This is a genomic window from Comamonas endophytica, from assembly GCF_023634805.2.
Lineage (GTDB): Bacteria > Pseudomonadota > Gammaproteobacteria > Burkholderiales > Burkholderiaceae_C > Comamonas > Comamonas endophytica.
On record NZ_CP106882.1, the window covers coordinates 126,036 to 148,288 of the forward strand.

Consider the following 22,253-nt stretch of genomic DNA (forward strand, 5'->3'; position numbering starts at 1 on the left):
GGGTGTGGGCGGCCTGCTCATGTCCCGTGGCCGCCTCCCGCCCGCGGGCGCCTGGCATGCCGTCCCCGTCCCTGGTGCGCTTTACTACCAGGAGACCCCATGACCCCATCCGCCAAGATTCCCGCCACCATCGTCACCGGCTTCCTGGGCAGCGGCAAGACCACGCTGCTGCGCCATATCCTCGAGAACGCGGGCGGGCGCCGCATCGCCGTCATCGTCAATGAATTCGGCGAGCTGGGCATCGATGGCGACATCCTGCGCAGCTGCGGCATCGGCTGCGACGACAACGGCGAGGAGCTGCCGGGTCAGCTCTATGAACTGGCCAACGGCTGCATGTGCTGCACGGTGCAGGAGGAGTTCTATCCGGTCATGCGCGAGCTGATCGCGCGGCGCGCGGATATAGACCATATCCTGATCGAGACCAGCGGCCTGGCGCTGCCCAAGCCGCTGGTGCAGGCCTTCAACTGGCCGGAGATCAAGAACGCCTGCACGGTGGATGCCGTGATCACCGTCGTCGACGTGCCCGCCACCGCTGCCGGCCAGTTCGCCGCCAACCCTGCCGCCGTCGATGCCCAGCGCCGCCAGGACCCGAATCTGGACCACGAATCGCCGCTGCACGAACTCTTCGAAGACCAGCTGATGTCGGCCGATCTGGTGGTGCTGAGCAAGCTCGATCTGGCTAACGCCGAGGACCGCGCCAAGGTCGAGGCCATCGTGCGCGAGGAAGTGCCGGCGCAGGTGAAGATCGTCGCCGCGGACCAGGGCCGCATCGATCTGGGCGTGGTGCTGGGATTGTCCAGCGCCTCGGAGGAGACCATCCACGAGCGCCAGGGCCACCATGGCCATGACGAGGAGGACCATGACCACGATGATTTCGACTCCATCGTCGTGAAGCTGCCCGAGGTCGAGCGCGATGGGCTGCTGGCCGCGCTCGAACGCATCGTGTCGGAGCACCAGGTGTACCGCGTGAAGGGCTTCGTTGCGGTTCCGGGCAAACCGATGCGCCTGGTGGTGCATGGCGTGGGTACGCGCTTCGACAGCTATTTCGACCGCCGCTGGGCCGCGGGCGAGACGCCGCAGACGCATCTGGTGCTGATCGGCCATGATCTCGACGAGGCCGGCATCCGTGCCGAGCTCGCCTCCCTGGGAGCGCGCTGATGCATCTGCTTGCCGTCCAGCCCGGGGGCTTCGTCGATGACGAGGCCTTTGTTTCCAGCCTGGGCCAGACGCCGGCGCAGGTGGTGGTGCTGAGCGCGGCCGACACCACGCTGGCGCTGCTGGCCGAGGCCTGCGCCCAGCTGCGCGCCGGGGTGGATGGTGAGCGGTTGCCCACGCTGCGCCTGGCCAATCTGATGCACCTGCGCCAGCCGGCCTCCGTCGATCTGTATGTGGACGAGGTGCTGCAGCATGCGCGCGTGATCGTCATCGACCATCTCGGCGGCGAGAGCTACTGGCCCTATGGCACCGAGCGCATCCGCGAGATTTGCCGCCTCAAGGGCATCACGCTGGTGATGTTCTCGGGCGATACCACCGAGGACCTGAATCTGCTGCAAAAGAGCACCGCCCAGGTGGAGCAGTGCCGCGCCCTGTGGCGCTATCTGCGCGAGGGCGGCATAGCCAATGCGCGCGAGATGCTGCGCTATCTGTGGCAGGCCTTCCTGGGCGGAACGCAGCCGGCGCTGCCGCCGCGCCCGCTGCCTTCGGTGGCCGTGTACCACCCGGCGCACGATGCCGCCACGGCCGAGGACTGGCAGCAGCCCGGCCCGCTGCAATGGCTGCCCGGCGCCCCCGTGGTGCTGATCGCGTTCTACCGCGCGCATCTGCAGTCGGGCAACACCCAGGTGTTCGAGGCGCTGAGCCGCGAACTGCTGGCGCGCGGCATGAACCCGCTGCCGCTGGCGCTGCTGTCGCTGAAAGACGCGGCCAGCATGGCGATGCTGCACCAGCTGTGCGCCGAGCGTCATGTGGCGTTGATCCTCAACACCACCTCGTTTTCGCAGTCGTCCCTGGAGACACCGGGCGACCACGCGCTGGCGGGCGATATCCCGGTGCTGCAGGTCATCATGTCCGGCGCCAACGAGCAAAGCTGGCTCGACGACGCGCACGGCCTGCAGCCGCGCGACATCGCCATGCATGTGGCCATGCCCGAGGTCGACGGCCGCATCATCACGCGTGCCATCAGCTTCAAGGGCCGCGCGCACCGCAGCGAACTCACGCAGTCCGACGTCGTGCAATACCAGCCGCATGCCGAGCGCCTGGCCTTCGTCGTGGAGCTGGCGCAGCGCTGGTGCCGGCTGCGCAGCAAGGCCAATGGCGACAAGCGTCTGGCGCTGATCCTCGCCAACTATCCCACCAAGGAAGGCCGGCTGGGCAATGGCGTGGGGCTGGATACGCCGGCATCGGTCATCCACATACTTCAAGCCTTGCAGCAGCAAGGCTATGCCATCGATGCGCTGCCCGCCGATGGCGACGCGCTGATGGCGCTCCTGCAGCAGGGCATCACCAACGATCCGGATTCGTGGGCCGTGCGGCCTGCGCAGCAGAGCCTGGCGCTGCAGAGCTATCAGGCGTTCTTCGCCAGCCTGCCCGAATCCAACCGCGAGGCGGTGCTGCAGCGCTGGGGCGCGCCGGAGGCCGATCCGATGGTGCGAGATGGGCGCTTCATGATCGCCGGGCTGCGCTGCGGCCAGGTGTTCGTGGGCATCCAGCCGGCGCGCGGCTACCAGCTCGATCCCGCCGCCAGCTACCACGACCCCGACCTGGTGCCGCCGCATTACTACCTGGCCTTCTACCACTGGCTGCGCAGCCACTGGAACGCCGATGCGATAGTGCATGTGGGCAAGCATGGCAACCTCGAATGGCTGCCGGGCAAGAGCGTGGCGCTGTCAAATACCTGCTGGCCCGATCTGGTGTTCGGGCCCATGCCGCATCTCTATCCCTTCATCGTCAACGATCCCGGCGAAGGCACGCAGGCCAAGCGCCGCGCGCAGGCGGTGATCGTGGACCATCTGATGCCGCCGCTCACGCGCGCCGAAAGCTATGGCCCGACGCGCGATCTCGAACGCATGGTGGACGAATACTACGAGGCCATCACCATGGACGGCCGGCGCGCGCAGCTGCTGCGCCGCGAGATTCTTGCCCATATCGTGAAGCATGACCTGCACCAGGATCTGGGCATGGCCGCGCCGCGCGGCGCCGAGGAGGAGCAGCTGCTGCTCAACAGGACCGACGCCTATCTGTGCGAGCTCAAGGAAAGCCAGATCCGCGACGGGCTGCATGTGTTCGGCCAATCGCCCACGGGGCGGCTGGCACGCGACACGCTGCTGGCGCTGGCGCGGCACCCGGTGGGCAATGGCCAGGGCGCCAACGGCAGCCTGGTGCAGGCCATGGCGCGGGACCTGCAGCTGGGCAAGGATTTCAACCCGCTGGATGCAGCGTGGGAAGCGCCCTGGAACGGGCCGCGCCCCGAAGTGCTGGCGCAGATCGATGCCCAGCCCTGGCGCCATACGGGCGATACGCGCGAGCGCCTGGAACTGCTGGCGCTGGACTGGCTGGAGCGTGCGCTGGACGAGATCAGGGCGGCCCATTGCGGCATGGCAGATACCCTGCAGGTCCTCGAGCGCGTGCAGCAGGACCTGCGCCCGCGCCTCGAGGACTGCGGCCCGCAGGAAATCCTGCAGCTCAGCCGCGGGCTGGAAGGCCGCTTCGTTCCCGCCGGCCCGAGCGGCGCGCCCACGCGCGGGCGCCCCGATGTGCTGCCCACCGGACGCAATTTCTTTTCCATCGACACGCGCGCCGTGCCCACGCCCACCAGCTGGACGCTGGGGCTGCAGTCGGCGCAGTTGCTGGTCGAGAAATACACGCAGGAGCATGGCGACTACCCGCGCACGCTGGGCCTGTCGGTCTGGGGCACGGCCACCATGCGCACCGGCGGCGACGATATCGCGCAGGCCTTTGCACTGCTGGGCGTGCGCCCGAAGTGGGCCGACGGCAGCTGGCGCGTGGTGGATTTCGAGGTGCTGCCGATGGCGGTGCTGGGCCGCCCGCGCGTCGATGTGACGCTGCGCGTGTCGGGCTTCTTCCGCGATGCCTTCACCAATGTGATCCGGCTGTTCGACGCCGCGGTGCAGAAGGTGGCGGATCTCGAAGAGGAAGACGAAGACATCAACCCGATCCGGGCACGCGTGCTGCAGGAAGCCGCGCTGCTGCAAAGCCAAGGCATGCAGGCCAAGGAGGCGCGCCACCAGGCCGGACTGCGCGTGTTCGGCGCCAAGCCCGGCAGCTATGGCGCGGGCCTGCAGGGCCTGATGGAAGGCGGCAACTGGCAGACCGACGAGGATCTGGCCACGGCCTACCGCAACTGGGGCGCCTATGCCTATGGCCAGCAGGACGACGGCACGCCGCTGCCGGACACCTTCGTTCGCCGTCTCGGCGCGATGCAGCTGGTCGTGCAGAACCAGGACAATCGCGAGCACGACCTGCTGGATTCGGACGACTACTACCAGTTCCAGGGCGGCATGGCGGCAGCCGTGCGCCACTTCGGCGGCCAGCAGCCCGATCTCTACTTTGGCGACCACAGCAACCCGCAGGCGCCGCGCATGCGCACGCTGCAGGAGGAAATCAGCCGCGTGGTGCGCGCGCGCGTCACCAACCCGAAGTGGATCGACGGCATCAAGCGCCATGGCTACAAGGGTGCGGCGGAAGTCGCGGCCACGGTGGACTATCTTTTTGCCTTCGATGCGACGGCACGCGTGGTGCGCGACGACCAGTACGCACGCGTGACCGATGCCTTCGTGGCCGATGCCGCCACGCGCGACTTCCTGACGCAGCACAATCCCGCCGCCTTCCACGGCATCTGCGAACGGCTGCTCGAAGCCATCCAGCGTGGGCTGTGGCAGGACGGCAGCAGCCATCAGGCGCTGCTGGAAGAGCAGCTGCTGCAGGCCGAACAATTTCTGGAGAACCGATGAGCTTCCCTTTCAGCGCCCTTCAAGGCCAGCAGCAGTTGCAGACCGCGCTGCTGCTGGTGGCGGTCGATCCGCTGCTGGGCGGCGTGCTGGTCGAGGGCCCGCGCGGCACCGCCAAGTCCACCAGCGCGCGCGCCCTTGCCGAGCTGCTGCCGGCGGGCCGCTTCGTCAACCTGCCGCTGGGCGCCACCGAGGAGCAGCTGGTGGGCTCGCTGGATCTGGAGGCCGCGCTGCAAAGCTCCGCCGTGCAGTTCCGCCCCGGGCTGCTGGCGCAGGCGCACCAGGGCATTCTCTATGTCGATGAAGTCAATCTGCTGGCCGACGGGCTGGTCGATCTGCTGCTCGATGTCAGCGCCAGCGGCATCAACCGCATCGAGCGCGATGGCGTGTCGCACCAGCACCCGGCGCGCATCGCATTGATCGGCACCATGAACCCCGAGGAAGGCCAGCTGCGGCCGCAGTTGCTCGACCGCTTCGGGCTGTTCGTGCAATTGGCCAATGTGCCCGATGTCGCCACGCGCAAGGCCATCGTCAAGGCGCGCATGGCCTTCGATGCCGACCCCGAAGGCTTTGCCGCGCAGCATGCTGGCGCACAGCAGGCGCTGGCCCGGCGTGTGGCCACGGCCCGGGAGATCGTGGCATCGCTGGACTGGTCCGATGCCGTGCACGAGCATGTGGCGCAGCTGTGCCAGCAGGCCGGTGTCGAAGGCGTGCGCGCCGATCTGGTGATGCTGCGCGCGGCGCGGGCGCATGCGGCATTGGCCGGGCGCGATGAGGTGCTGGTTTCCGATGTCGATGCAGTGGCCGAACTGGCGCTGGCGCACCGGCGCAGCCAGGAAGCCGGCGCGGGCTCGCCACCGTCCGGCGCACCCGAGCAGACACCGCCGCCTGCACAGCGGCTCGATGACACCCCAGCCCCAGGCGTGGGCGAAAGCCAGCAGCAGAACTGGGGCGCGATGCCCCCACCCCAGGCCACCGCCCTGCGCGCGGTCAAACCCCTGAAGGCGCTTGCGCCAAAAAAAGCCTGACGCGCCCTGCGCTGGCCGGTCAGGCCAAGGCAGGGCGCGGCAGCAATACCGCGCGCAAGGGACGTTTGAATGGCGCGTCCGGGACGCGCCTGGACTGGGTCAAGACCCTGTTGCATAAAGGCCGCCGGCCCTTGAAGCGGGAACATCTGCATTACCGTCCGCAACCCATGGGCAGCCAGGCGCTGCATTGCGTGCTGCTCGACATGTCGGCCTCGATGCTGCGCGGCGAAAAACTGGCGCTGGCCAAGGGCTGCCTGCTGGCCCTGACGGAAAGCTTCTACCGCCGGCGCGAACACCTGGCGGTGATCGGTTTTTCCGGCACCAGCGCGCAACTGCTGCAGGCGCCGGGCAAGGTGGCGGCCTTCAATGCGGATTGGATCCAGCCGCTGCGCGGCGGCGGCGCCACGCCTGTGGAATCGGCCATGGCGCTGGCCCATCAGCTGCTGCGCCGCGCGCGCGCCGCCTCTTCGGGCCGGGCGCTTTCGCTCTGGCTGCTCACCGACGGGCGCTTTGCCGCCCTGCCCGCGCGCCCGCTTCTCGCCGACAGCTGCCATATCGTCGACTTCGAGAACGAGGCCGTGGCGCTGCAGCGCTGCCAAAGGCTGGCGCTGGACTGGGAGGCGCAGTGGATATCGGCGGCGCAGCTCAGTCGGGCTTGATCTTCGCGCGCGCGATCACCTTCTTCCAGCGCTCCTGCTCCACCGCGATGAACTTCTCGAACTGCGCGGGGGTATCGCCAATGACCTCGGCCGCGTCGCCATGCAGGCGGCGCAGCGCATCGGGCGCCTTCACGGCCTTCATGGTCTCGGCCGACAGCTTGTCGATGTTCGCCTGGGGCATGTTGGCCGGCGCCAGCATGCCGTACCACTGCGTCATCTCGAAGCCCGGGAAGCCCTGCTCGGCCACCGTGGGCACATCCGGCAGCTGCGGCAGCCGCTGCGACGAGCCGGTGGCGATGCAGCGCACCTTGCCCGACTTGATGAAGGGCAGGATGGCCGCGGCGCCGATCGCCGAGGCATCGACGCGGCCCGACAGCAGGTCGGTCAGCAGCGGGCCCGTGCCGCGGTAGGGCACATGCAGCATGAACACATCGGCCGTCATCTTGAGGTACTCGAAGGCCAGCTGCCCCGCGCTGCCGTTGCCGGCCGAGCCATAGCTCAGGCGCCCGGGCTTGCTCTTGGCATAGGCGATGAACTCGCGCAGATTCTTCGCCGGCACGTCGGGATGCACCACATACAGGCTGGGCACCTTGGCCAGCAGGCTGACGGGCTTGAAATCCTTGGGCGACCAGGGCAGCTTGTCGAAGATATAGGGATTGACGGCCAGCGTGCCGATATGGCCAAGGATCAGGGTGTGCTGGTCGTCGGCGCGCGCCACTTCGGACATCGCGATATTGCCGGCCGCGCCCGGCTTGTTGTCGACGAACACGCTTTGCCCCAGCGTCTTGGACAGCTCTGCCGCGGTGGAACGCGCGACGATCTCCGAGCTGCCGCCCGGCGCGAAGGGCACGACGAAGCGCACCGACTTCGATGGCCAGGGCGCCTGGGCGCGCGCCAGGCCGGGCAGCAGGCCCGTCAGCGCCAGCGCGCCGCCGGCCGCAAGCAGTTGGCGGCGCGTGGGGGCCGCAGAGAATTCCTGGCTGTGCATGTCTGTCTCCGAAATACTTTTGAGGAGCCGATGCTGCCCGCAAGCACCTTTCAGGAGGCTTTCAAGCGCGCGGTGTTTACCCTAGCTGCGCGCCTTGCGGCGGCGCGAGGACGCGCGGCCTGTATATGCTCGGCATCCATGCCCTACCCCATTGCTCTCGCCCTCATTGCGTCTGCCGCCTTCGCCACGGGCGCTGCAGCCGCCGGCCCCCTGGACCAGACCGAATGCATCGCCCCGGCCAAGCCTGGCGGTGGTTTCGATCTGAGCTGCAAGCTGGTGCAGCGCGGGCTGCTGGACGGCCGCTTCATCACCACACCGATGCACCTGCGCTATCTGCCCGGCGGCATCGGCGCCGTGGCCTACAGCAGCGTGATATCCCAGAGCCCGCCGCAGCCCAACGCTATCGTGGCTTTCTCCGGCGGCTCGCTGCTGAACCTGGCGCAGCGCAAGTTCGGGCGCCACACCGAGCACGATGTGCGCTGGCTGGCGGCCATCGGCACGGACTATGGGGCGGTGGTGGTGGCGCAGGATTCGCCCTACCAGACGCTGGCCGATGTGATGCGCGCCATGAAGGCCGACCCCTCGAAGGTGGCACTGGGCGCGGGCGGCACGATTGGCAGCCAGGACTGGATGAAGGCCGCGCTGCTCGCACGCGCGGCCGGCGCCAGCCCCAAGCGCATGCGCTTCGTGGCTTTCGAAGGCGGCGGCGAGGCGATCCGCGCGCTCGAGGGCGGGCATATCCAGGTGTTCAGCGGCGATGCGGCAGAAACGCTGCAGCAGATCCAGGCCGGCGCGCGGCTGCGCATCCTGGCCGTCATGTCCGACCAGCGGCTGCCCGGCGCGCTGTCGCAGGTGCCCACGGCGCGCGAGGCCGGGGCGGCGATTTCCTGGCCCATCGTGCGCGGCTTCTACCTGGGTCCTGGGGTATCGGACGCCGACTACGCCCTCTGGAGCGACGCCTTTTCCAGGATGCTGGCCTCGCCGGGCTTCCAGCAGCTGCGCGCCGAGCGCGGGCTGTTTCCCATGGCATTGGTCGGCAAGGAGCTCGACCGTTACGTCCATGCGCAGATCGCGCAGTACCGCGAACTGGTCAGGGAGTTCGGTCTGCAGACGGTGCCGTAGGCAAGGCGCCGGCGCGCGGCAAGCCGATCCGTGCCCACAACCCGCCCTCCTGCGGTGCCCGCAGCAGCTCGAGCCGCCCCTGGTGGCGCCTGGCGATGGACGCCACGATGGCCAGTCCCAGCCCCGAGCCTGCGCCCTGCGCATTGCTGGCGCGGAAAAAGCGCTGCATGGCGCGCGGCAGCTCCGCGGGCGGAATGCCCGGCCCGCTGTCGCGCACGCCCAGGCTTGCGGCGCGTGCATCCACCGCGACTTCGACCGTGATCCTTCCTCCCGCGGGCGTGTAGCGCAGGGCGTTGTCGATCAGATTGGCCAGAGCCTCCTCCAGCAACTCGCGCTGCACCTGCACCCACGTGGATTGCTCCGGCGTCTCGAGCCCCAGGTCGATGTCCTTCGCCCGCGCCTGCGGCCACCGGCTTCGCGTCACCTCGCTGGCGAGTTCGGCCAGATCGACGGCTTCGGTATCGAGATCGCAGCTGTCGGCGCGCGCCAGCGCCAGCATCTGGTTGGTCTGGCGGATGGCGTGGCGCAGCTGCTCGCGCAGGGCCGCCAGCGCTGCCTGCACGCTGGGCAGGTCGCTGGCGCGCTGCGCGAACGACAGCTGGGTCTGCAGCGTGCTCAGCGGGGTGCGCAGCTGGTGCGAGGCGTCATCGACGAAGCGGCGCTGCGCGTCCAGCAGCTCGCGGTTGCGCAGGATGTGCTGGTTCATGGCCTCGACCAGCGGCAGCACGTCGCGCGGCACGCGGCTGGTGTCCATGGGCGAGAGGTCGTCGGGCGCGCGCTGCGCCACCTCCTGGCGCAGCTGGCGCAGCGGCCGCAGCGCCCAGGCCACCGCCGCGGCCACGGCGGCCGCGGCCAGCGCCGCCAGCAAGGCGTCGCGGGCGATGGCGCCGATCAGGAAACGCCGGCCGAACTGGTCGCGCGAGGCGAAAGGCTCGGCCACCTGGATGACCAGCAGCGTATCGCTGCTGCCGCCAATGGGGTGCGCCAGCGCGCGCTGGTAGGTGGCGATGCGCACCTGCGCGCCCGCGTACTCCACCGTATCGAAATGCGGCTGGCGCTCGCCCAGCGGCTGCGCGGGCATCGGCAGGTCGGGGCTGCCGATCTCCACCAGGCCGTCGAGCGTCGCCACGCGGTAATGCACCGGCCCATTGGCCGTGAGCTCGAAGAACTCGAACAGCACGTAGGGCAGCTCCACGGCCAGCCCCCCGCTTTCGGTCGAGACATTGGCATCGATGGCCTTGACGGCACCCAGCAGCGAGCGGTCGAATGCCGCGTTCACGGCCGAGCGTGCCGTCTGCCAGGTGAGCCAGACCTGCAGCAGGCTGCCCACCATGACGCCGGCCAGCAGCAGCACGATCAGCATGCGCCGCAGGCTGACGCGGTGCAGGGCATCGAGATTCACGGCGCGGCTTCCAGCACATAACCCAGGCCGCGCAGGGTGGCGATCTGCGTGCCGGTGGGCAGCAGCCGCTTGCGCAGCCGGTGGATCAGCACCTCCACCGCTTCGGGCGACACCTCGCTGTCGCCCACGAACACGCGCTCGAGCAGCTCGCGCCGGCCCAGCGGCTGCCCGCGCGCCTGGATCAGCGTGGCCAGCAGCGCATGCTCGCGCGGCGTGAGCATGAAGGCCTCCAGCCCGCATTCGAAGCGCCGCGTCTGCGTGTCGTACACCAGTTGGCCGCAGGAAAAGCGCGTGGCCTCGCGGCCCCGGGCCCGGCGGATCAGCGCCTGCAGTCGGGCCTCGAGCTCCTCCACCTCGAAGGGCTTGGCCAGGAAGTCGTCGGCCCCGGCGCGCAGTGTCGCCACGCGCTGCGCCAGCGTGTCGCGCGCGGTGAGGATCAGTATCGGCACCGGGTCCTCGTCCTCGCGCAGGCTCAGCAGTACCTCCTCGCCCGCTAGTCCGGGCAGGCCCAGATCGAGGATCAGCGCGTCATAGCGCGTGGCCCGCAGCGCGCGGCGCACCAGCCGGCCGTCGGCCACCCAGTCCACCTGGAATCCGCTTTGCGCCAGGGTGCGCACCAGCCAGTCGGCCAGCGCCGATTCGTCTTCCGCCAACAGGAGTCGCATGCCGTATTCCGCAAAAGGTCCAGAACAGGGGCGCCATTGTGCCGGACACCGCGTCGTCGGGGTCCGGCATGGAGCTAGGGCTAACCATTGCGCAATGGCCGCGTCTCCGACAGCCCGTTGAAAGCTGCGTCCCCCTATCTTTGTGCTCAAGGACCCGGCCAATTCCTCGCCGGCAAACAAGGAGACAGCCCATGAAAATTCCCTGCCCCTACGGCCTGAGCGCCCTCGCGGCCGCATGCCTGGTGATCGCCTGCGGCGGCAGCGCTGACGACCCGGCTGCGCCGCCGGCCGTGCAGCCACCGCCCCCCGTGGCCGAGCCCACGCCACCACCCGTGGACAACGCACCCACGAATGTGCGCATGACCTGGTTTGGCGTCACCAACTGGCATTACCAGGTGGGCGAACTGGGCATCCTGCTGGACGGCGCCGTGGGCTATCCCGCGCGCGACCCGAACCCGGCCATGGTCGCCAAGGTGCATGACGCGCTCAAGCTCAAGGGCGATATCGATGTGGTCCTGCTCGGACACCTGCATGGCGACCACTCGGTCGACACCCCCGAATGGGCCAAGCAGACCGGCGCGCAGTATTACGGCTCGAAGAGCGCATGTGCCGAGGCCGTGGCCTACGGCATCGCGGCGAACAAGTGCACCGCCCTCTATGGCGGCGAGAAGGTGCAGCTGAACGACCATGTCACCATGCGCGTCGTGCGCTGGGTGCACAGCATCGGCTGCGGCCTGCTGCAAAACGGCGGCGGCATAGAGACCTTTGGCTACCTGTTCACGGCGCAGACCAAGGAAAAGACCCTGACCTGGTATGTGACGGACTCGGGCGCGGGCGGCAAGGACCTGACGACCGACCAGATCGACACCGATGGCGTGAACCGCGGCGCACCGCTGACCAATCTGTCGCGCGCCGTGCGCGACGCGGGCATCGACGGCTTCGAGGTCTGGCAGGGCGGCCCCGAGTCGCGCGTCGTGAACCAGGCACGCGTCGTGGTACCCGCGTTCGGCGTCAAGTACTTCATGCCCCACCACTTCGGCGCGCGCGGCGGCTTCAGCATCACCAACGGCCTGCACTATCCGTATGTGGAAGACGAGATGCCGGAACTCAAGAAGTTCCTGGCCACCGCCCAGGTTCCGCAGCTCTACTCGAAGAACTACTTCGATGCGTTCGTCTACGACGCCAAGGGCCTGCGCCCCGATACCAACGCCGAAGTGAAGCTGGCCATGGGACTGCCGGCCTCGGGCGTCGGCCTGGGCGTGCAGGGCACCAACCCGCGTGCCGGCGACATGGAATGCCCGGGCGATTGAACCCGGCAGGCCGCCGGCTCCGGCTCAGCCCTTCTTGTCCAGGCCGGCCGCCAGGCGCTTGTAGAGCTGCATTTCCTGGTCGATCAATTGCTTGAACGAAGCGGGCGTGCTGTCCTTCACCGGCTGCATGCCTGCTGCGTCCAGGGCCTTGGCAAACTCGCTCGTGCCCACCAGTCTGGCCATCGAGGCATCGACCTTCTGGAGCACTTCGGGCGGCGTGCCCTTGGGATAGAGCAGGCCTACCCAGGAGTCGAAGCGGAAATCGGGCATCCCCACCTCGGTGAAGGTCTGCACCTGGGGCAGGTCCCTGTGGCGCGCGGGCGCGGCAATCGCCAGCGCCTTGAGCTTGCCCGACTGCAGGTAGGGCATGACCGAGCCCAGCGAGGCAAAGGACAGGTCCACATGGCCCGCAACCAGATCGATCATTGCCGGCGCCGCGCCCTTGTAGGGAATCGAGGAGATATCGGTGCCGGTGCTGGTCTTGAACAGCTGGATCGCAAGCACCGGAGATGCGCCCTGCGCCGAGGCATCGTACTTGCCCGGGTTCTTCTTCAGCTCCTGCAGGAACTGAGCAAAGTTCTCGGCAGGAAAATCCTTGCGCACCACCAAGATGGTGGGCGAGGTGGCAAACACCCGCACCGGCTCGAAGTCCTGCTGCGAGTCGACCTTCAATCCCTCGGTCATGAACGGGTTGATGGTCAGGTTCATGCCGGTGACCATGCCGGTATAGCCGTCGGCGCGGCTCCTGGCCACCTCGTTGGTCGCCAGGTTGCCGCCCGCGCCGGCCTTGTTGTCGATCACGAAGGGCTGCTTGAGGTTCTCGCCCAGGTGCTTGGCCAGCAGGCGCGCGGCAATATCGGTGGGCCCGCCGGCGGAAAATCCGACCACCAGCTTGACGGGGCGTTCCGGATACTGCGCCAGCGCGGCCGAAGGAGCGGCCATGGCCAGGGCTGCGCCCCAGAAAAGAATTTTCTTGAACATGGTGGGTTTCTCCTGATCAACGGGCGTCATTCCAGATTTTCCGGATCTCTTCGGACCGGCAGACGGGATACCTGGCCTTGATGAAATTCATCGAGCCCTGGTGCAACTCCGGATTGGTGCTGCAGATCAGGTCCTCCACGGCGACCACGTAATAATCGTGATAGGAAGCGCCGCGGATACTTGACTCCACGCAGCCTTCGGTGGAGGTACCGACGACCACCAGCGATCGGATCCCCTGCGTGTCCAGCACCGCATCCAGTTGGGTCTTGACGAAGGCATCGGAGCGGAATTTCTCGATCACCACGTCGTTGGGCGTGGGCTCGAGCCCCTGCGCCAGCTGCGCGCCCCAGCTGTTCTTCAGCGTGTATTCGGGGTTCTTGCCGTCCCGGCACTTGAGGCGCATCCACGAGGGGGAATCGCTGCGGCCATGGGGCAGGGTGATCTGCTGCAGGAAGACCACCATGATGTTCCTGTCCTGCGCGAACTTCACCAGATCGACGATGCCGGGCAGCGTGCCGTAGGTCTGCTGCATGCGCTTGCCGTTCTTGGAATACAGCCCATCCGGGTGGTAGAAATCATTTTGCACATCGACCACCAGCAATGCCGTGTGGCGCGGGTCGATGATTTCCGGTATCTGGTCCCAGAAAGTAATGCGGTTGACTGTTTTCACAAAGAATCCCGTGGCGTGAAGAATTTCATTGAAATGCCACACAAGGATCGTGCCAATCGCGGATTTTCCCAAACCAAGAAATCTTCACTGCGCAGTCAAATAAATTGATGTCTGGACGGCCGCGCTGGATTTTTGCGGGAAGAGCGGCTGGGCGCTGTCCCAGCCCATTGGCAAAGGATGGTGGAAGCAGAACCCGGGGCTCTTCTCCAGCGTGCGGATGGCCCTGCATGCCGGCAGGCCTCGCCCCCTTTTCCGCGCGGCATCCGCGCCCTCGCCGCCGCCCTGCCCGCCTGGGCCCTGGCCGTCAAAGTCCATGGTCTTATCTAGGTGTAGGTAGTGGCAACGACTCCAGCCTACAGATATCAAGGGATAATTCCTATTGCAATTTTTGTAGCAATCATCCATAAGACCCCTCCCGTTCGCCCGGCGCCGGCGCCCGGGTGGTGCATGGAATAACCCCATATGACTTCCAAACCAACCCCTCCGTCCCTGCCAGCCCGGGCCGGATTGATCCTCCTTGGCCTGTGCCTTCTGGCCGCTGGCCTGTTCTTCGTCTCCAACGGCCTGCAGCTGGCCAAGCTCGGCGGCAGCTGGTACTTCCTGCTGGCCGGCCTGGCCCTGGTGGCCTCGGGCGTGCAGATTGCGCGCGTGCGCGCCAGCGGCGCGCTGATCTACGGCGTGATGTTCGTCGCCACCGTGGTCTGGGCGCTGGCCGACGCCGGCTTAGACTTCTGGGCCCAGGTCTCGCGCCTGCTGGTGTTCGCCGGCTTCGGCGTGCTGGTCGCGCTGGCCTACCCCACCCTGCGCCGTGCGCGCGGCCAGGCGGTTCAACCCCGCGCTGCCTACGCCGCTGCCGGCGTGCTGCTCGTGGCCTGCCTGGCCACGGTGGGCGGCATGTTCGTGCCGCACGCCAGCGTTGCCGCCAAGGCCGACGGCACCACGCTGCAGCCGGTGGCTGACGGCCAGCAGGCCGCGGACTGGGCGCACTATGGCGCTACCGCCGGCGGCACGCGCTTTGCGGCGCTGGACCAGATCACGCGCAGCAACGTCAAGGATCTGCAGGTCGCCTGGAGCTACAACACCGGCGACACGCCCGTCAGCCCTGGCGGCGGCGGCGCCGAGGACCAGCTCACGCCCCTGCAGATCGGCAACAGCGTGTTCGTTTGCACGCCGCACAACAATGTGATCGCGCTCGACGCCACCACCGGCAAGGAGCTGTGGAAGGTCGAGATCAACGCCAAGCAGAAGAAGTGGATGCGCTGCCGCGGCCTGGCCTACTTCGATGCGGCCGCGCCCCTGGTCCAGCCGACCGAAGCCGGCGCCACGCCGGTCAAGGCCGTGTCCGTGGCCCCCGGCGCTGCCTGCCAGCGCCGCGTCATCATCAACAGCGTGGCACCCGAGCTGATCGCCCTGGACGCCGAGACCGGCGCCTTCTGTGAAGACTTCGGCACGCATGGCCGTGTGGACCTGCGCACCGGCATGGGCAAGGGCGCCGACAAGGGCCAGTACTACCCCACCTCCGCGCCCACGCTGGCCGGCACGACGCTCGTGATCGGCGGCCGCGTGGCCGACAACGTCGCCACCGACATGCCTGGCGGCGTGGTGCGCGGCTTCGACGTCATCACCGGCGCGCAGCGCTGGGCCTTCGACCCGGGCAACCCCGAAGACCAGAATGCGCCGGCCGAAGGCAAGACCTATGCGCGTTCCACGCCCAACGTCTGGGCGCCGATGTCGTACGACGCGCAATCGAACACCGTGTTCATGCCCGTGGGCAGCGCGGCCGTCGACCTCTGGGGCGTGAAGCACACGGCGCTCGACCAGAAGTACGGCGCCTCGATGCTGGCGGTGGACGCCAGCACTGGCAAGGAAAAGTGGGTCTACCAGACCGTGCACAACGACCTGTGGGACTTCGACGTGCCGATGCAGCCGAGCTTTGTCGACTTCCCCGGCGCGGATGGCAAGACCACGCCCGCGCTGGTGTTCGGCACCAAGGCCGGCCAGATCTTCGTGCTCGACCGCAAGACCGGCCAGCCGCTGACCAAGGTGGAAGAGCGCGCCGTGCCCAAGGGCAATATCGAAGGCGAGACCTACTCGCCCACGCAGCCCTTCTCGGTGGGCATGCCCAGCATCGGCGCCGCCGACATGCGCGAGTCCGACATGTGGGGCGCCACGCCCTTCGACCAGCTGCTGTGCCGCGTGAAGTTCAAGTCCAAGCGCTACACCGGCCTGTTCACGCCCCCGGGCACCGACCCGTCGCTGAACCTGCCCGGCTCGCTGGGCGGCATGAACTGGGGCGGCTTCTCGGTCGACCCGACGAACAATTACCTGTTCATCAACGACATGCGCGTGGGCCTGGAAGTGCAGCTGATCAAGGCCGATCCAGCTGAAGCCGGCCCCAAGTCCGACGGCAACGAAGCCGCCGCGATCACCCGCCCGGTGCCGCTCGACGGCACGCCCTATGCGATCAACGCCAAGGTGCGCTTCATGTCGCCGCTGGACATCCCCTGCCAGAAGCCGCCCTTCGGCACGCTGACGGCCGTGGACCTCAAGACCCAGCAGATCGCCTGGCAGGTGCCCGTCGGCACGGTGCAGGACACCGGCCCCTTCGGTGTGAAGATGGGCCTGCCCATCCCCATCGGCATGCCGACCATCGGCGGCACGCTGGCCACGCAGGGCGGCCTGGTGTTCATCGCCGCGACGCAGGACTATTTCCTGCGCGCCTATGACACCGGCACCGGCAAGGAAGTCTGGAAGTCGCGCCTGCCCGTGGGCAGCCAGGGCACGCCGATCAGCTACCGGTCGCCCGTGACCGGCCAGCAGTTCGTGCTCATCTCCGCCGGCGGCGCGCGCAACTCGCCCGACCGCGGCGACCATGTGATCGCGTACGCGCTGCCGAAGTAAGGTTCGGTTTTCCGAAAAGCGGCAGTACCGAGCACTGCCGCACGAAAAAATGCCCCGGGGCGCAAGCGCCGGGGCATTTTTCATTTCCAGGCCAGCGCCCGAAACGCCTACTCGGAAATGTTCGCGAACTTCGCCAGATCCTGGTACTTGTCCATGTCCGTGCGGATGACCTGCGCCAGGTTCTCGTCGCCCTTGGCGGGAATCGCGCCCGAGGCTTCCAGGCGCTGGCGGATGGCGGGATCGCCCAGGCCCGCGCGCAGTGCGCCCTGCAGCTTGGCCAGGATCTCGGGCGGCAGGTCCTTCGGGCCTACCAGCGCAAACCAGCCGTTGAGCGCATAGCCCTTCAGTGCCGGATGCTCGCCCAGCGCCGGCACGTCCTTGAACGTGGGCAGGCGGCTGGCCGTCGTGACGCCCAGCGCCTTCATGCGGCCGTTTTGCAGGAAAGGCGCGGCGGCCAGCGGCGAGATGATCGCGAAATCGACATTGCCGCCGCCCAGGTCGGTGGTCATCGTCGCCGAGCCGCGGTAGGGAATGTGGGTGATGAACAGCCCCGCGCTCTTCTTGATCAGCTCGCCCGAGAAATGCGGCGTGGAGCCGATGCCCGGGCTGCCGTAGCTGTACTTGCCGGGGTTCTTCTTCACCAGCGCGACGAACTCATCGATGTTCTTCACCGGCACATGGGCTCCAGCGACCCACATGTTGGGCGCCAGCGCCGCTAGGCCGATCGGCGTCACGTCCTTGGACGGATCGTACTTCTGCGCGGTGTTCACGGCCTTGGTGCCGGCCAGCTCATTGCTCGAACCCGCCAGCAGCGTATAGCCATCAGGCTTGCTGCTGACCACGCGCTGGGCCGCGACCACACCTGCGGCGCCGGCCTGGTTCTCGACCACCACCGTGGCATTGAGATGCTTGGTAAGGATGTCGGAAATCACGCGCCCGACCATGTCGACCGAACCACCGGGCGCATAGCCGATGACCAGGCGGATGGGCTTGGAGGGATAGGCGGGCTCGGCGCACAGGGGTGCAGCCATCAGTGCGGCGGCCGAAGCTAGGAGAAGACGCCGGGACAGGGAGGATTCAAACATGGTGGAGAACGAAAAGAGCATTGCAATGCTGCACCGGATGCAAGATCCGGACCAAGGCGGCGATATTAGAGGGCAATGTCTCCTTTTGTGCAGCTCAATCAGTAGGTGTTTGTACTAGGATCAACTTTTCATTGTTCAACAACCATGTACCGAATCGGTGCTTGTAGCGCAGCATGCACCGTAAAGGTGCCGCTTATTTCAGACGTGGGCGATGCGCTCGCCCAACGCTGCACAGCGCTGGGCAATGAACTCGCGCAGGCGCCGCAGCAGCGGAGTCAGCTGCTGGCGGCCGGGAACCACGAGAAACAGCGGCGCGGCTTCGGTGCTCCAGCCGGTGCACAGCGCCTGCAGCCGGCCCTCGGCCAAGTCGCTTGCGACATCCAGGCCTGACTTGTAGGCAATGCCCCTGCCAAGCACCGCCCAGCGGCGCACTGCATCGCTGTCATTGGATACATTGGCGCCGCGCACGCGTACCGTCAGCGGCGCATCGCCATCCTGCCGGAAGCGCCAGCGGTCATGCACCTCCTCGCCCAGCATGAAGCAAAGACAGCGATGGCGGCTCAACTCGTGGGGCGTCGCCGGCGTTCCATGGCGCGCCAGATACCCGGGCGACGCGCACAGCACGCGGCGGTTGGCAGAGGCCAGCGGCAAGGCCACCAGGCTGGAATCGGGCGGTTTGCCATAGCGCAGCGCAGCGTCCACCGGATCGCTGTAGACATTGGCCATGCGGTCTGCAAGCTGCAGCCGGATGTCGACATCGGGATGCAGTTCCTGGAAGTCATCGAGCCAGGGCAGCAGCACATTGCGCCCCAGATCCGAAGGCGCGGACAGTTTGAGCACGCCGCGCAGCGCTTGCCCGCCGGCCGCCAGCTGCTCGCCAGCCTGCTGCAGCGCCGCCAGCGCCGGCCGGCACTGCGCCAGGAACTGCTCGCCCTGCGGTGTCAGCCGCAGGCTGCGCGTGGAGCGCACGAACAGCTGCACGCCCAGCTCGGCCTCCAGCCGCTTGAGCGCGGCGCTGGCCGCGGCTGGCGTCATATCCAGCGCACGCGCGGTAGCGGACAGGCTGCCGTTGTCCGACGTGCGCACGAAGATATCGAGATGGTTCAAGGCTTTCATGCGCCAATGATCGCGCACTTGCCACGCATTTTAAAAAATCCATTGAACTATCTGCCGTCCATAGAACACGGTCTGCACACGCAGCCTTCAAGATATTTTTGAAAGCGGCTTGAACACGGCCGGGGTTTTTCGCCGTTGGCAAACCGGCGAAGATCCAGCCATCGATTGCTTGCCTTGAAAGGACTCCCATGAAAGCCATTGGCTACCGGACGCCCGGCCCCATCGACCAGCCAGGCGCGCTGCTCGACATCACCCTGCCCGACCCCGTGGCCCGCGGCCGCGACCTGTTGGTCGAGGTCAAGGCGATCTCCGTCAACCCGGTCGACACCAAGGTGCGGCGCAGCGCGGCGCCCGATGCCGGCCAGGACTACAAGGTGCTGGGCTGGGACGCCAGCGGCATCGTCAAGGCCGTGGGCCCTGAGGTCACGCTGTTCCAGCCCGGAGACCGCGTCTGGTACGCTGGCTCCATCGTGCGCCAGGGCACCAACAGCGAACTGCATCTGGTGGACGAACGCATCGTCGGGCATGCACCCGAATCACTTGATTTCGCGCAGGCAGCCGCTCTGCCACTCACGGCCATCACCGCCTGGGAGATGCTGTTCGACCGCCTTGGCGTCGCGCCCGGCAAGCAGCCTGATGGCAGGACGCTGCTGATCATCGGCGCCGCGGGCGGCGTGGGCTCCATCCTCACGCAGCTGGCCGCGCGGCTCACCAACCTCACCGTCATCGCCACCGCTTCGCGCCCCGAAACGCAGGCCTGGGTACGGGAGCTGGGTGCGCACCATGTGATCGACCATCGCCAGCCCCTGGCCGAGGAGCTGCGCCGCATCGGGTTCCCGTCGGTGGACCTGATCGCCAGCCTGACGCAGACCGAGTCGCATCTGGCGCAGATCGTCGAAGCCATCGCGCCCCAGGGCAAGCTCGCGCTGATCGACGATCCCCAGGCGCTGGACATCATGCCCTTCAAGCGCAAGTCGGTGTCGGTGCACTGGGAGCTGATGTTCACGCGCTCGCTGTTCGGCACCGAGGACATGCAGGCGCAGCACCGGTTGCTCGACGAAGTCGCCGAGCTGGTCGATGCCGGCCTGGTGCGCAGCACGCTGGCCGAGCACTACGGCAGCATCAACGCAGCCAATCTCCAGCGTGCCCATGCGCTGATCGAGTCGGGCCGTTCGCGCGGCAAGGTGGTGCTGGAAAACTGGGAATGAGCGCCGCCGCGGCCTTGCCCGCGGCGCAAAAAGCGGCATCATGGCGGCTCTGTCCATTCCGAGAGCACCCCCATGTCCAACTGGCCCGACTCCCGCATTCTCGATCTCCTCGGCATCCAGGTGCCGATCCTGCAGGCCCCGATGGCCGGGCCTTCGATGCATGAGATGGCGATCGCCGTCGGCCAGGCAGGAGGCCTGGCCTCCCTGCCCTGCGCGATGCTGGGTGCGGCACAGGTACGCAGCGAGGTCGCACTGATACGCGCGCAGACCGATGCGCCGCTGAACCTCAATTTCTTTTGCCACGGCAGCCCCACGCCCGACCCGGCGCGCGAGGCCGCCTGGCGCGAGCGGCTGCGCCCTTACTACGTGGAGCTCGGGCTGGATCCAGACATGGAAGTGCCGGCATCGAGCCGCAACCCGTTTGACGAAGCCAGTTGCGCGCTGGTGGAGGAGCTGCGTCCGGCGGTGGTGAGCTTTCATTTCGGGCTGCCCTCCTCCGAGCTGCTGGCGCGCGTGCGTGCAGCGGGCGCCAAGGTGCTGTCGTCGGCAACCACCGTGGCGGAAGCACGCTGGCTCGAGGCACGGAGCGTGGATGCGGTCATTGCCCAGGGCGTGGAAGCCGGCGGGCACCGCGGCATGTTTCTCACGGACGACGTCGGCACCCAGCTCGGCACCTTCGCGCTGGTGCCGCAGATCGTCGATGCAGTGCGCGTGCCGGTGATCGCGGCCGGCGGCATCATGGACGGGCGCGGCATGTCGGCGGCGCTGACCCTGGGCGCATCGGCGGTGCAGCTGGGTACGGCCTATCTCTTCACGCCCGAAGCGCGGCTGGGCCCCGTGCACCAGGCGGTGCTGCGCAGCCCCGCAGCCGAGACCACGGCGCTCACGCGCCTGTTCACCGGACGGCCGGCGCGCGGCATCGTCAACCGGCTGATGTCCGAGCTGGGTCCGCTGTCACCACTGGCACCCGCGTTTCCGCTGGCCGGCGGGGCACTGGCCCCCCTGCGCAGCGCCAGCGAGGCGCGGGGCGCGGGCGACTTCACGCCGCTGTGGGCGGGCCAGGGTGCGCCCATGGGCCGCGACGGCGGCGCGCAGGCTCTGACCGAAAGCATCGCCGCGCAGGCGCAGGCACTGATGCAGCGCCAGGGCAGCGGTCAGGCATAAGCTTCGTGAACCATGCCGGATGGATGGACGCCCGGCAGTGTGCAGTAGTGCTCGCTATGCGCCATGCATTCGTTGGCAGGAGCCGCCAGGCCCCCTTTCGGAAGAATTGCGGGACTTCGGGCCAATGGGCCGTGCCGGCGCATGCAAGGCACCGGCACAACGCCCAACACAATCCTATCCATCTGGCACAGCGCCCAGTAACCGACTTCTATCCGTGGCGTAAGCCGCGCGCTCGCGCGGAACGCGGCCGGCCGCGCACACGCTTGACACCGGCCCACCCTCTTCAGCCCCGCCGACCTGCCTCCGCCGCCGTGGGCGATGGGCGCACCAGCCAGCCCAGCAACACCAGCGCCACGCCCGAAGCCTGGAACACCAGGTCATAGGCCAGCGGATTCGGCGCGTACTCGTTGACATGGTGGATGCCCAGGATCAGATGGTTGATGCCGCCTTCGAGGAAATTGAACAGGCCCCAACCCATGAACCAGGCACCCCAGAACAGGCGCGGCGACCAGGGCATGCTGCTGCGGCCCGACGCCCGCACCAGCATCCACAGCCCGGCAAAGGTCATGAGCCACACCGCGGCGTGGAACAGGCCGTCCCATACCATGTTGATCTTCGCATCCACGAGATTGGTGGGCGGCAACACGCCCGACAGCATGTTGTGCCACTGCAGGATCTGGTGGAACACGATGCCGTCGACGAATCCGCCCATGCCCGCACCCATCAGGATGCCGGCGGCCAGCAGCGGTCTGCGGTGCGTCATTGGGGAGCCTCCTGGGTTCGGTACATCCATACGGCAAATGCCACCAGCAGCAGCACCGGCACGGTGAGCAGCAGCAGGCGCAGCGCGAAGTGCGCGTCGAGCACGCCGGCCACGACCATCGTGCGGCACGGGGAACAGGCAAGCGCCTGCAGCGGCGCGAGCAGCAGGCAGGCCAGCAGGAGTGGGAATTTCATCGCGCCATGCTAATTCAGCCCGGCCCGCGC

Annotated in this window: 18 protein-coding genes; 9 read left to right on the forward strand and 9 right to left on the reverse strand. The window is 67.7% G+C overall.

What is annotated here, in order from left to right; translation table 11 throughout:
• Positions 1-99: 99 nt before the first annotated feature.
• From cobW to M9799_RS17565, 4 genes are all read left to right on the forward strand, one after another.
• Positions 100-1,158, forward strand: a complete 1,059-nt coding sequence (gene cobW / locus M9799_RS17550) for a cobalamin biosynthesis protein CobW (protein ID WP_231044920.1) — start codon at positions 100-102, stop codon at positions 1,156-1,158.
• Positions 1,158-4,970: a cobaltochelatase subunit CobN gene (cobN, locus tag M9799_RS17555; RefSeq protein ID WP_231044921.1), complete on the forward strand. Its 3,813-nt coding sequence runs from the start codon at positions 1,158-1,160 to the stop codon at positions 4,968-4,970. The genes cobW and cobN overlap by 1 nt, the downstream gene beginning before the upstream one ends.
• Positions 4,967-5,995, forward strand: coding sequence for a magnesium chelatase ATPase subunit I (locus tag M9799_RS17560; RefSeq protein ID WP_231044922.1), 1,029 nt, complete (start codon positions 4,967-4,969; stop codon positions 5,993-5,995). Before cobN ends, M9799_RS17560 begins: the two co-directional genes overlap by 4 nt.
• A 131-nt stretch (positions 5,996-6,126) precedes the next feature.
• Positions 6,127-6,654: a vWA domain-containing protein gene (locus M9799_RS17565; RefSeq protein ID WP_231044923.1), complete on the forward strand. Its 528-nt coding sequence runs from the start codon at positions 6,127-6,129 to the stop codon at positions 6,652-6,654.
• Here M9799_RS17565 and M9799_RS17570 read toward each other — a convergent pair.
• On the reverse strand, positions 6,641-7,642 hold the full coding sequence (locus M9799_RS17570; RefSeq protein ID WP_231044924.1) for a Bug family tripartite tricarboxylate transporter substrate binding protein: 1,002 nt from the start codon (positions 7,640-7,642) through the stop codon (positions 6,641-6,643). The two genes, M9799_RS17565 and M9799_RS17570, sit on opposite strands and share 14 nt — an antisense overlap.
• A 138-nt stretch (positions 7,643-7,780) precedes the next feature.
• On the opposite strand from M9799_RS17570, the gene M9799_RS17575 reads away from it, so the two are divergent.
• Positions 7,781-8,764 (forward strand): tripartite tricarboxylate transporter substrate binding protein, encoded by a 984-nt coding sequence (locus M9799_RS17575; RefSeq protein ID WP_231044925.1) that lies wholly within the window; start codon positions 7,781-7,783, stop codon positions 8,762-8,764.
• Here M9799_RS17575 and M9799_RS17580 read toward each other — a convergent pair.
• Both M9799_RS17580 and M9799_RS17585 read right to left on the reverse strand, forming a co-directional pair.
• Entirely contained in the window at positions 8,733-10,166 is a 1,434-nt protein-coding gene (locus M9799_RS17580; protein WP_231044926.1) for a sensor histidine kinase, read from the reverse strand. The genes M9799_RS17575 and M9799_RS17580 overlap by 32 nt on opposite strands.
• Positions 10,163-10,831 (reverse strand): response regulator, encoded by a 669-nt coding sequence (locus M9799_RS17585; RefSeq protein ID WP_231044927.1) that lies wholly within the window; start codon positions 10,829-10,831, stop codon positions 10,163-10,165. The genes M9799_RS17580 and M9799_RS17585 overlap by 4 nt, the downstream gene beginning before the upstream one ends.
• Before the next feature lie 191 nt (positions 10,832-11,022).
• Between M9799_RS17585 and M9799_RS17590 the strand changes: the two genes are divergently transcribed.
• Positions 11,023-12,141, forward strand: a complete 1,119-nt coding sequence (locus tag M9799_RS17590; RefSeq protein WP_231044928.1) for an MBL fold metallo-hydrolase — start codon at positions 11,023-11,025, stop codon at positions 12,139-12,141.
• Between the two features lie 24 nt (positions 12,142-12,165).
• Here M9799_RS17590 and M9799_RS17595 read toward each other — a convergent pair whose 3' ends face one another.
• Positions 12,166-13,152 carry a Bug family tripartite tricarboxylate transporter substrate binding protein gene (locus M9799_RS17595; protein WP_231044929.1) on the reverse strand — a complete coding sequence of 329 codons (987 nt, stop codon included), beginning with the start codon at positions 13,150-13,152 and terminating at the stop codon, positions 12,166-12,168.
• On the reverse strand, positions 13,139-13,792 hold the full coding sequence (locus tag M9799_RS17600) for a cysteine hydrolase family protein (RefSeq protein ID WP_231044930.1): 654 nt from the start codon (positions 13,790-13,792) through the stop codon (positions 13,139-13,141). Before M9799_RS17600 ends, M9799_RS17595 begins: the two co-directional genes overlap by 14 nt.
• Positions 13,793-14,254: 462 nt before the next feature.
• Between M9799_RS17600 and M9799_RS17605 the strand changes: the two genes are divergently transcribed.
• Positions 14,255-16,693, forward strand: a complete 2,439-nt coding sequence (locus M9799_RS17605; RefSeq protein WP_231044931.1) for a membrane-bound PQQ-dependent dehydrogenase, glucose/quinate/shikimate family — start codon at positions 14,255-14,257, stop codon at positions 16,691-16,693.
• A gap of 107 nt (positions 16,694-16,800) precedes the next feature.
• Here M9799_RS17605 and M9799_RS17610 read toward each other — a convergent pair whose 3' ends face one another.
• Both M9799_RS17610 and M9799_RS17615 read right to left on the reverse strand, forming a co-directional pair.
• Positions 16,801-17,778: a Bug family tripartite tricarboxylate transporter substrate binding protein gene (locus M9799_RS17610; protein WP_231044932.1), complete on the reverse strand. Its 978-nt coding sequence runs from the start codon at positions 17,776-17,778 to the stop codon at positions 16,801-16,803.
• 198 nt (positions 17,779-17,976) lie between these two features.
• On the reverse strand, positions 17,977-18,894 hold the full coding sequence (locus tag M9799_RS17615; protein ID WP_231044933.1) for a LysR family transcriptional regulator: 918 nt from the start codon (positions 18,892-18,894) through the stop codon (positions 17,977-17,979).
• Positions 18,895-19,082: 188 nt separating this feature from the next.
• On the opposite strand from M9799_RS17615, the gene M9799_RS17620 reads away from it, so the two are divergent.
• Together M9799_RS17620 and M9799_RS17625 are read left to right on the forward strand one after the other, a co-directional pair.
• Positions 19,083-20,102 carry a zinc-binding alcohol dehydrogenase family protein gene (locus M9799_RS17620; RefSeq protein ID WP_231044934.1) on the forward strand — a complete coding sequence of 340 codons (1,020 nt, stop codon included), beginning with the start codon at positions 19,083-19,085 and terminating at the stop codon, positions 20,100-20,102.
• A 72-nt stretch (positions 20,103-20,174) separates the two neighbouring features.
• Positions 20,175-21,266, forward strand: a complete 1,092-nt coding sequence (locus tag M9799_RS17625; RefSeq protein WP_231044935.1) for a DUF561 domain-containing protein — start codon at positions 20,175-20,177, stop codon at positions 21,264-21,266.
• 283 nt (positions 21,267-21,549) lie between these two features.
• Here M9799_RS17625 and M9799_RS17630 read toward each other — a convergent pair whose 3' ends face one another.
• Together M9799_RS17630 and M9799_RS17635 are read right to left on the reverse strand one after the other, a co-directional pair.
• Positions 21,550-22,029: a DUF2243 domain-containing protein gene (locus M9799_RS17630; RefSeq protein WP_231044936.1), complete on the reverse strand. Its 480-nt coding sequence runs from the start codon at positions 22,027-22,029 to the stop codon at positions 21,550-21,552.
• A complete protein-coding gene (locus M9799_RS17635) occupies positions 22,026-22,223 on the reverse strand; it encodes a hypothetical protein (protein WP_231044937.1) in 198 nt (65 codons plus the stop codon). The genes M9799_RS17630 and M9799_RS17635 overlap by 4 nt, the downstream gene beginning before the upstream one ends.
• Positions 22,224-22,253 lie beyond the last annotated feature (30 nt).

Bases quoted from the DNA above. Each gene is read 5' to 3' on its own strand.
- M9799_RS17610 (WP_231044932.1), bottom strand. From the start codon at position 17,778: ATGTTTGAATCCTCCCTGTCCCGGCGTCTTCTCCTAGCTTCGGCCGCC.
- M9799_RS17560 (WP_231044922.1), top strand. From the start codon at position 4,967: ATGAGCTTCCCTTTCAGCGCCCTTCAAGGCCAGCAGCAGTTGCAGACC.
- M9799_RS17585 (WP_231044927.1), bottom strand. From the start codon at position 10,831: ATGCGACTCCTGTTGGCGGAAGACGAATCGGCGCTGGCCGACTGGCTG.
- M9799_RS17570 (WP_231044924.1), bottom strand. From the start codon at position 7,642: ATGCACAGCCAGGAATTCTCTGCGGCCCCCACGCGCCGCCAACTGCTT.
- M9799_RS17635 (WP_231044937.1), bottom strand. From the start codon at position 22,223: ATGAAATTCCCACTCCTGCTGGCCTGCCTGCTGCTCGCGCCGCTGCAG.
- M9799_RS17595 (WP_231044929.1), bottom strand. From the start codon at position 13,152: ATGACGCCCGTTGATCAGGAGAAACCCACCATGTTCAAGAAAATTCTT.
- M9799_RS17630 (WP_231044936.1), bottom strand. From the start codon at position 22,029: ATGACGCACCGCAGACCGCTGCTGGCCGCCGGCATCCTGATGGGTGCG.
- M9799_RS17575 (WP_231044925.1), top strand. From the start codon at position 7,781: ATGCCCTACCCCATTGCTCTCGCCCTCATTGCGTCTGCCGCCTTCGCC.
- M9799_RS17620 (WP_231044934.1), top strand. From the start codon at position 19,083: ATGAAAGCCATTGGCTACCGGACGCCCGGCCCCATCGACCAGCCAGGC.
- M9799_RS17590 (WP_231044928.1), top strand. From the start codon at position 11,023: ATGAAAATTCCCTGCCCCTACGGCCTGAGCGCCCTCGCGGCCGCATGC.
- cobW (WP_231044920.1), top strand. From the start codon at position 100: ATGACCCCATCCGCCAAGATTCCCGCCACCATCGTCACCGGCTTCCTG.
- M9799_RS17615 (WP_231044933.1), bottom strand. From the start codon at position 18,894: ATGAAAGCCTTGAACCATCTCGATATCTTCGTGCGCACGTCGGACAAC.
- M9799_RS17605 (WP_231044931.1), top strand. From the start codon at position 14,255: ATGACTTCCAAACCAACCCCTCCGTCCCTGCCAGCCCGGGCCGGATTG.
- M9799_RS17625 (WP_231044935.1), top strand. From the start codon at position 20,175: ATGTCCAACTGGCCCGACTCCCGCATTCTCGATCTCCTCGGCATCCAG.
- cobN (WP_231044921.1), top strand. From the start codon at position 1,158: ATGCATCTGCTTGCCGTCCAGCCCGGGGGCTTCGTCGATGACGAGGCC.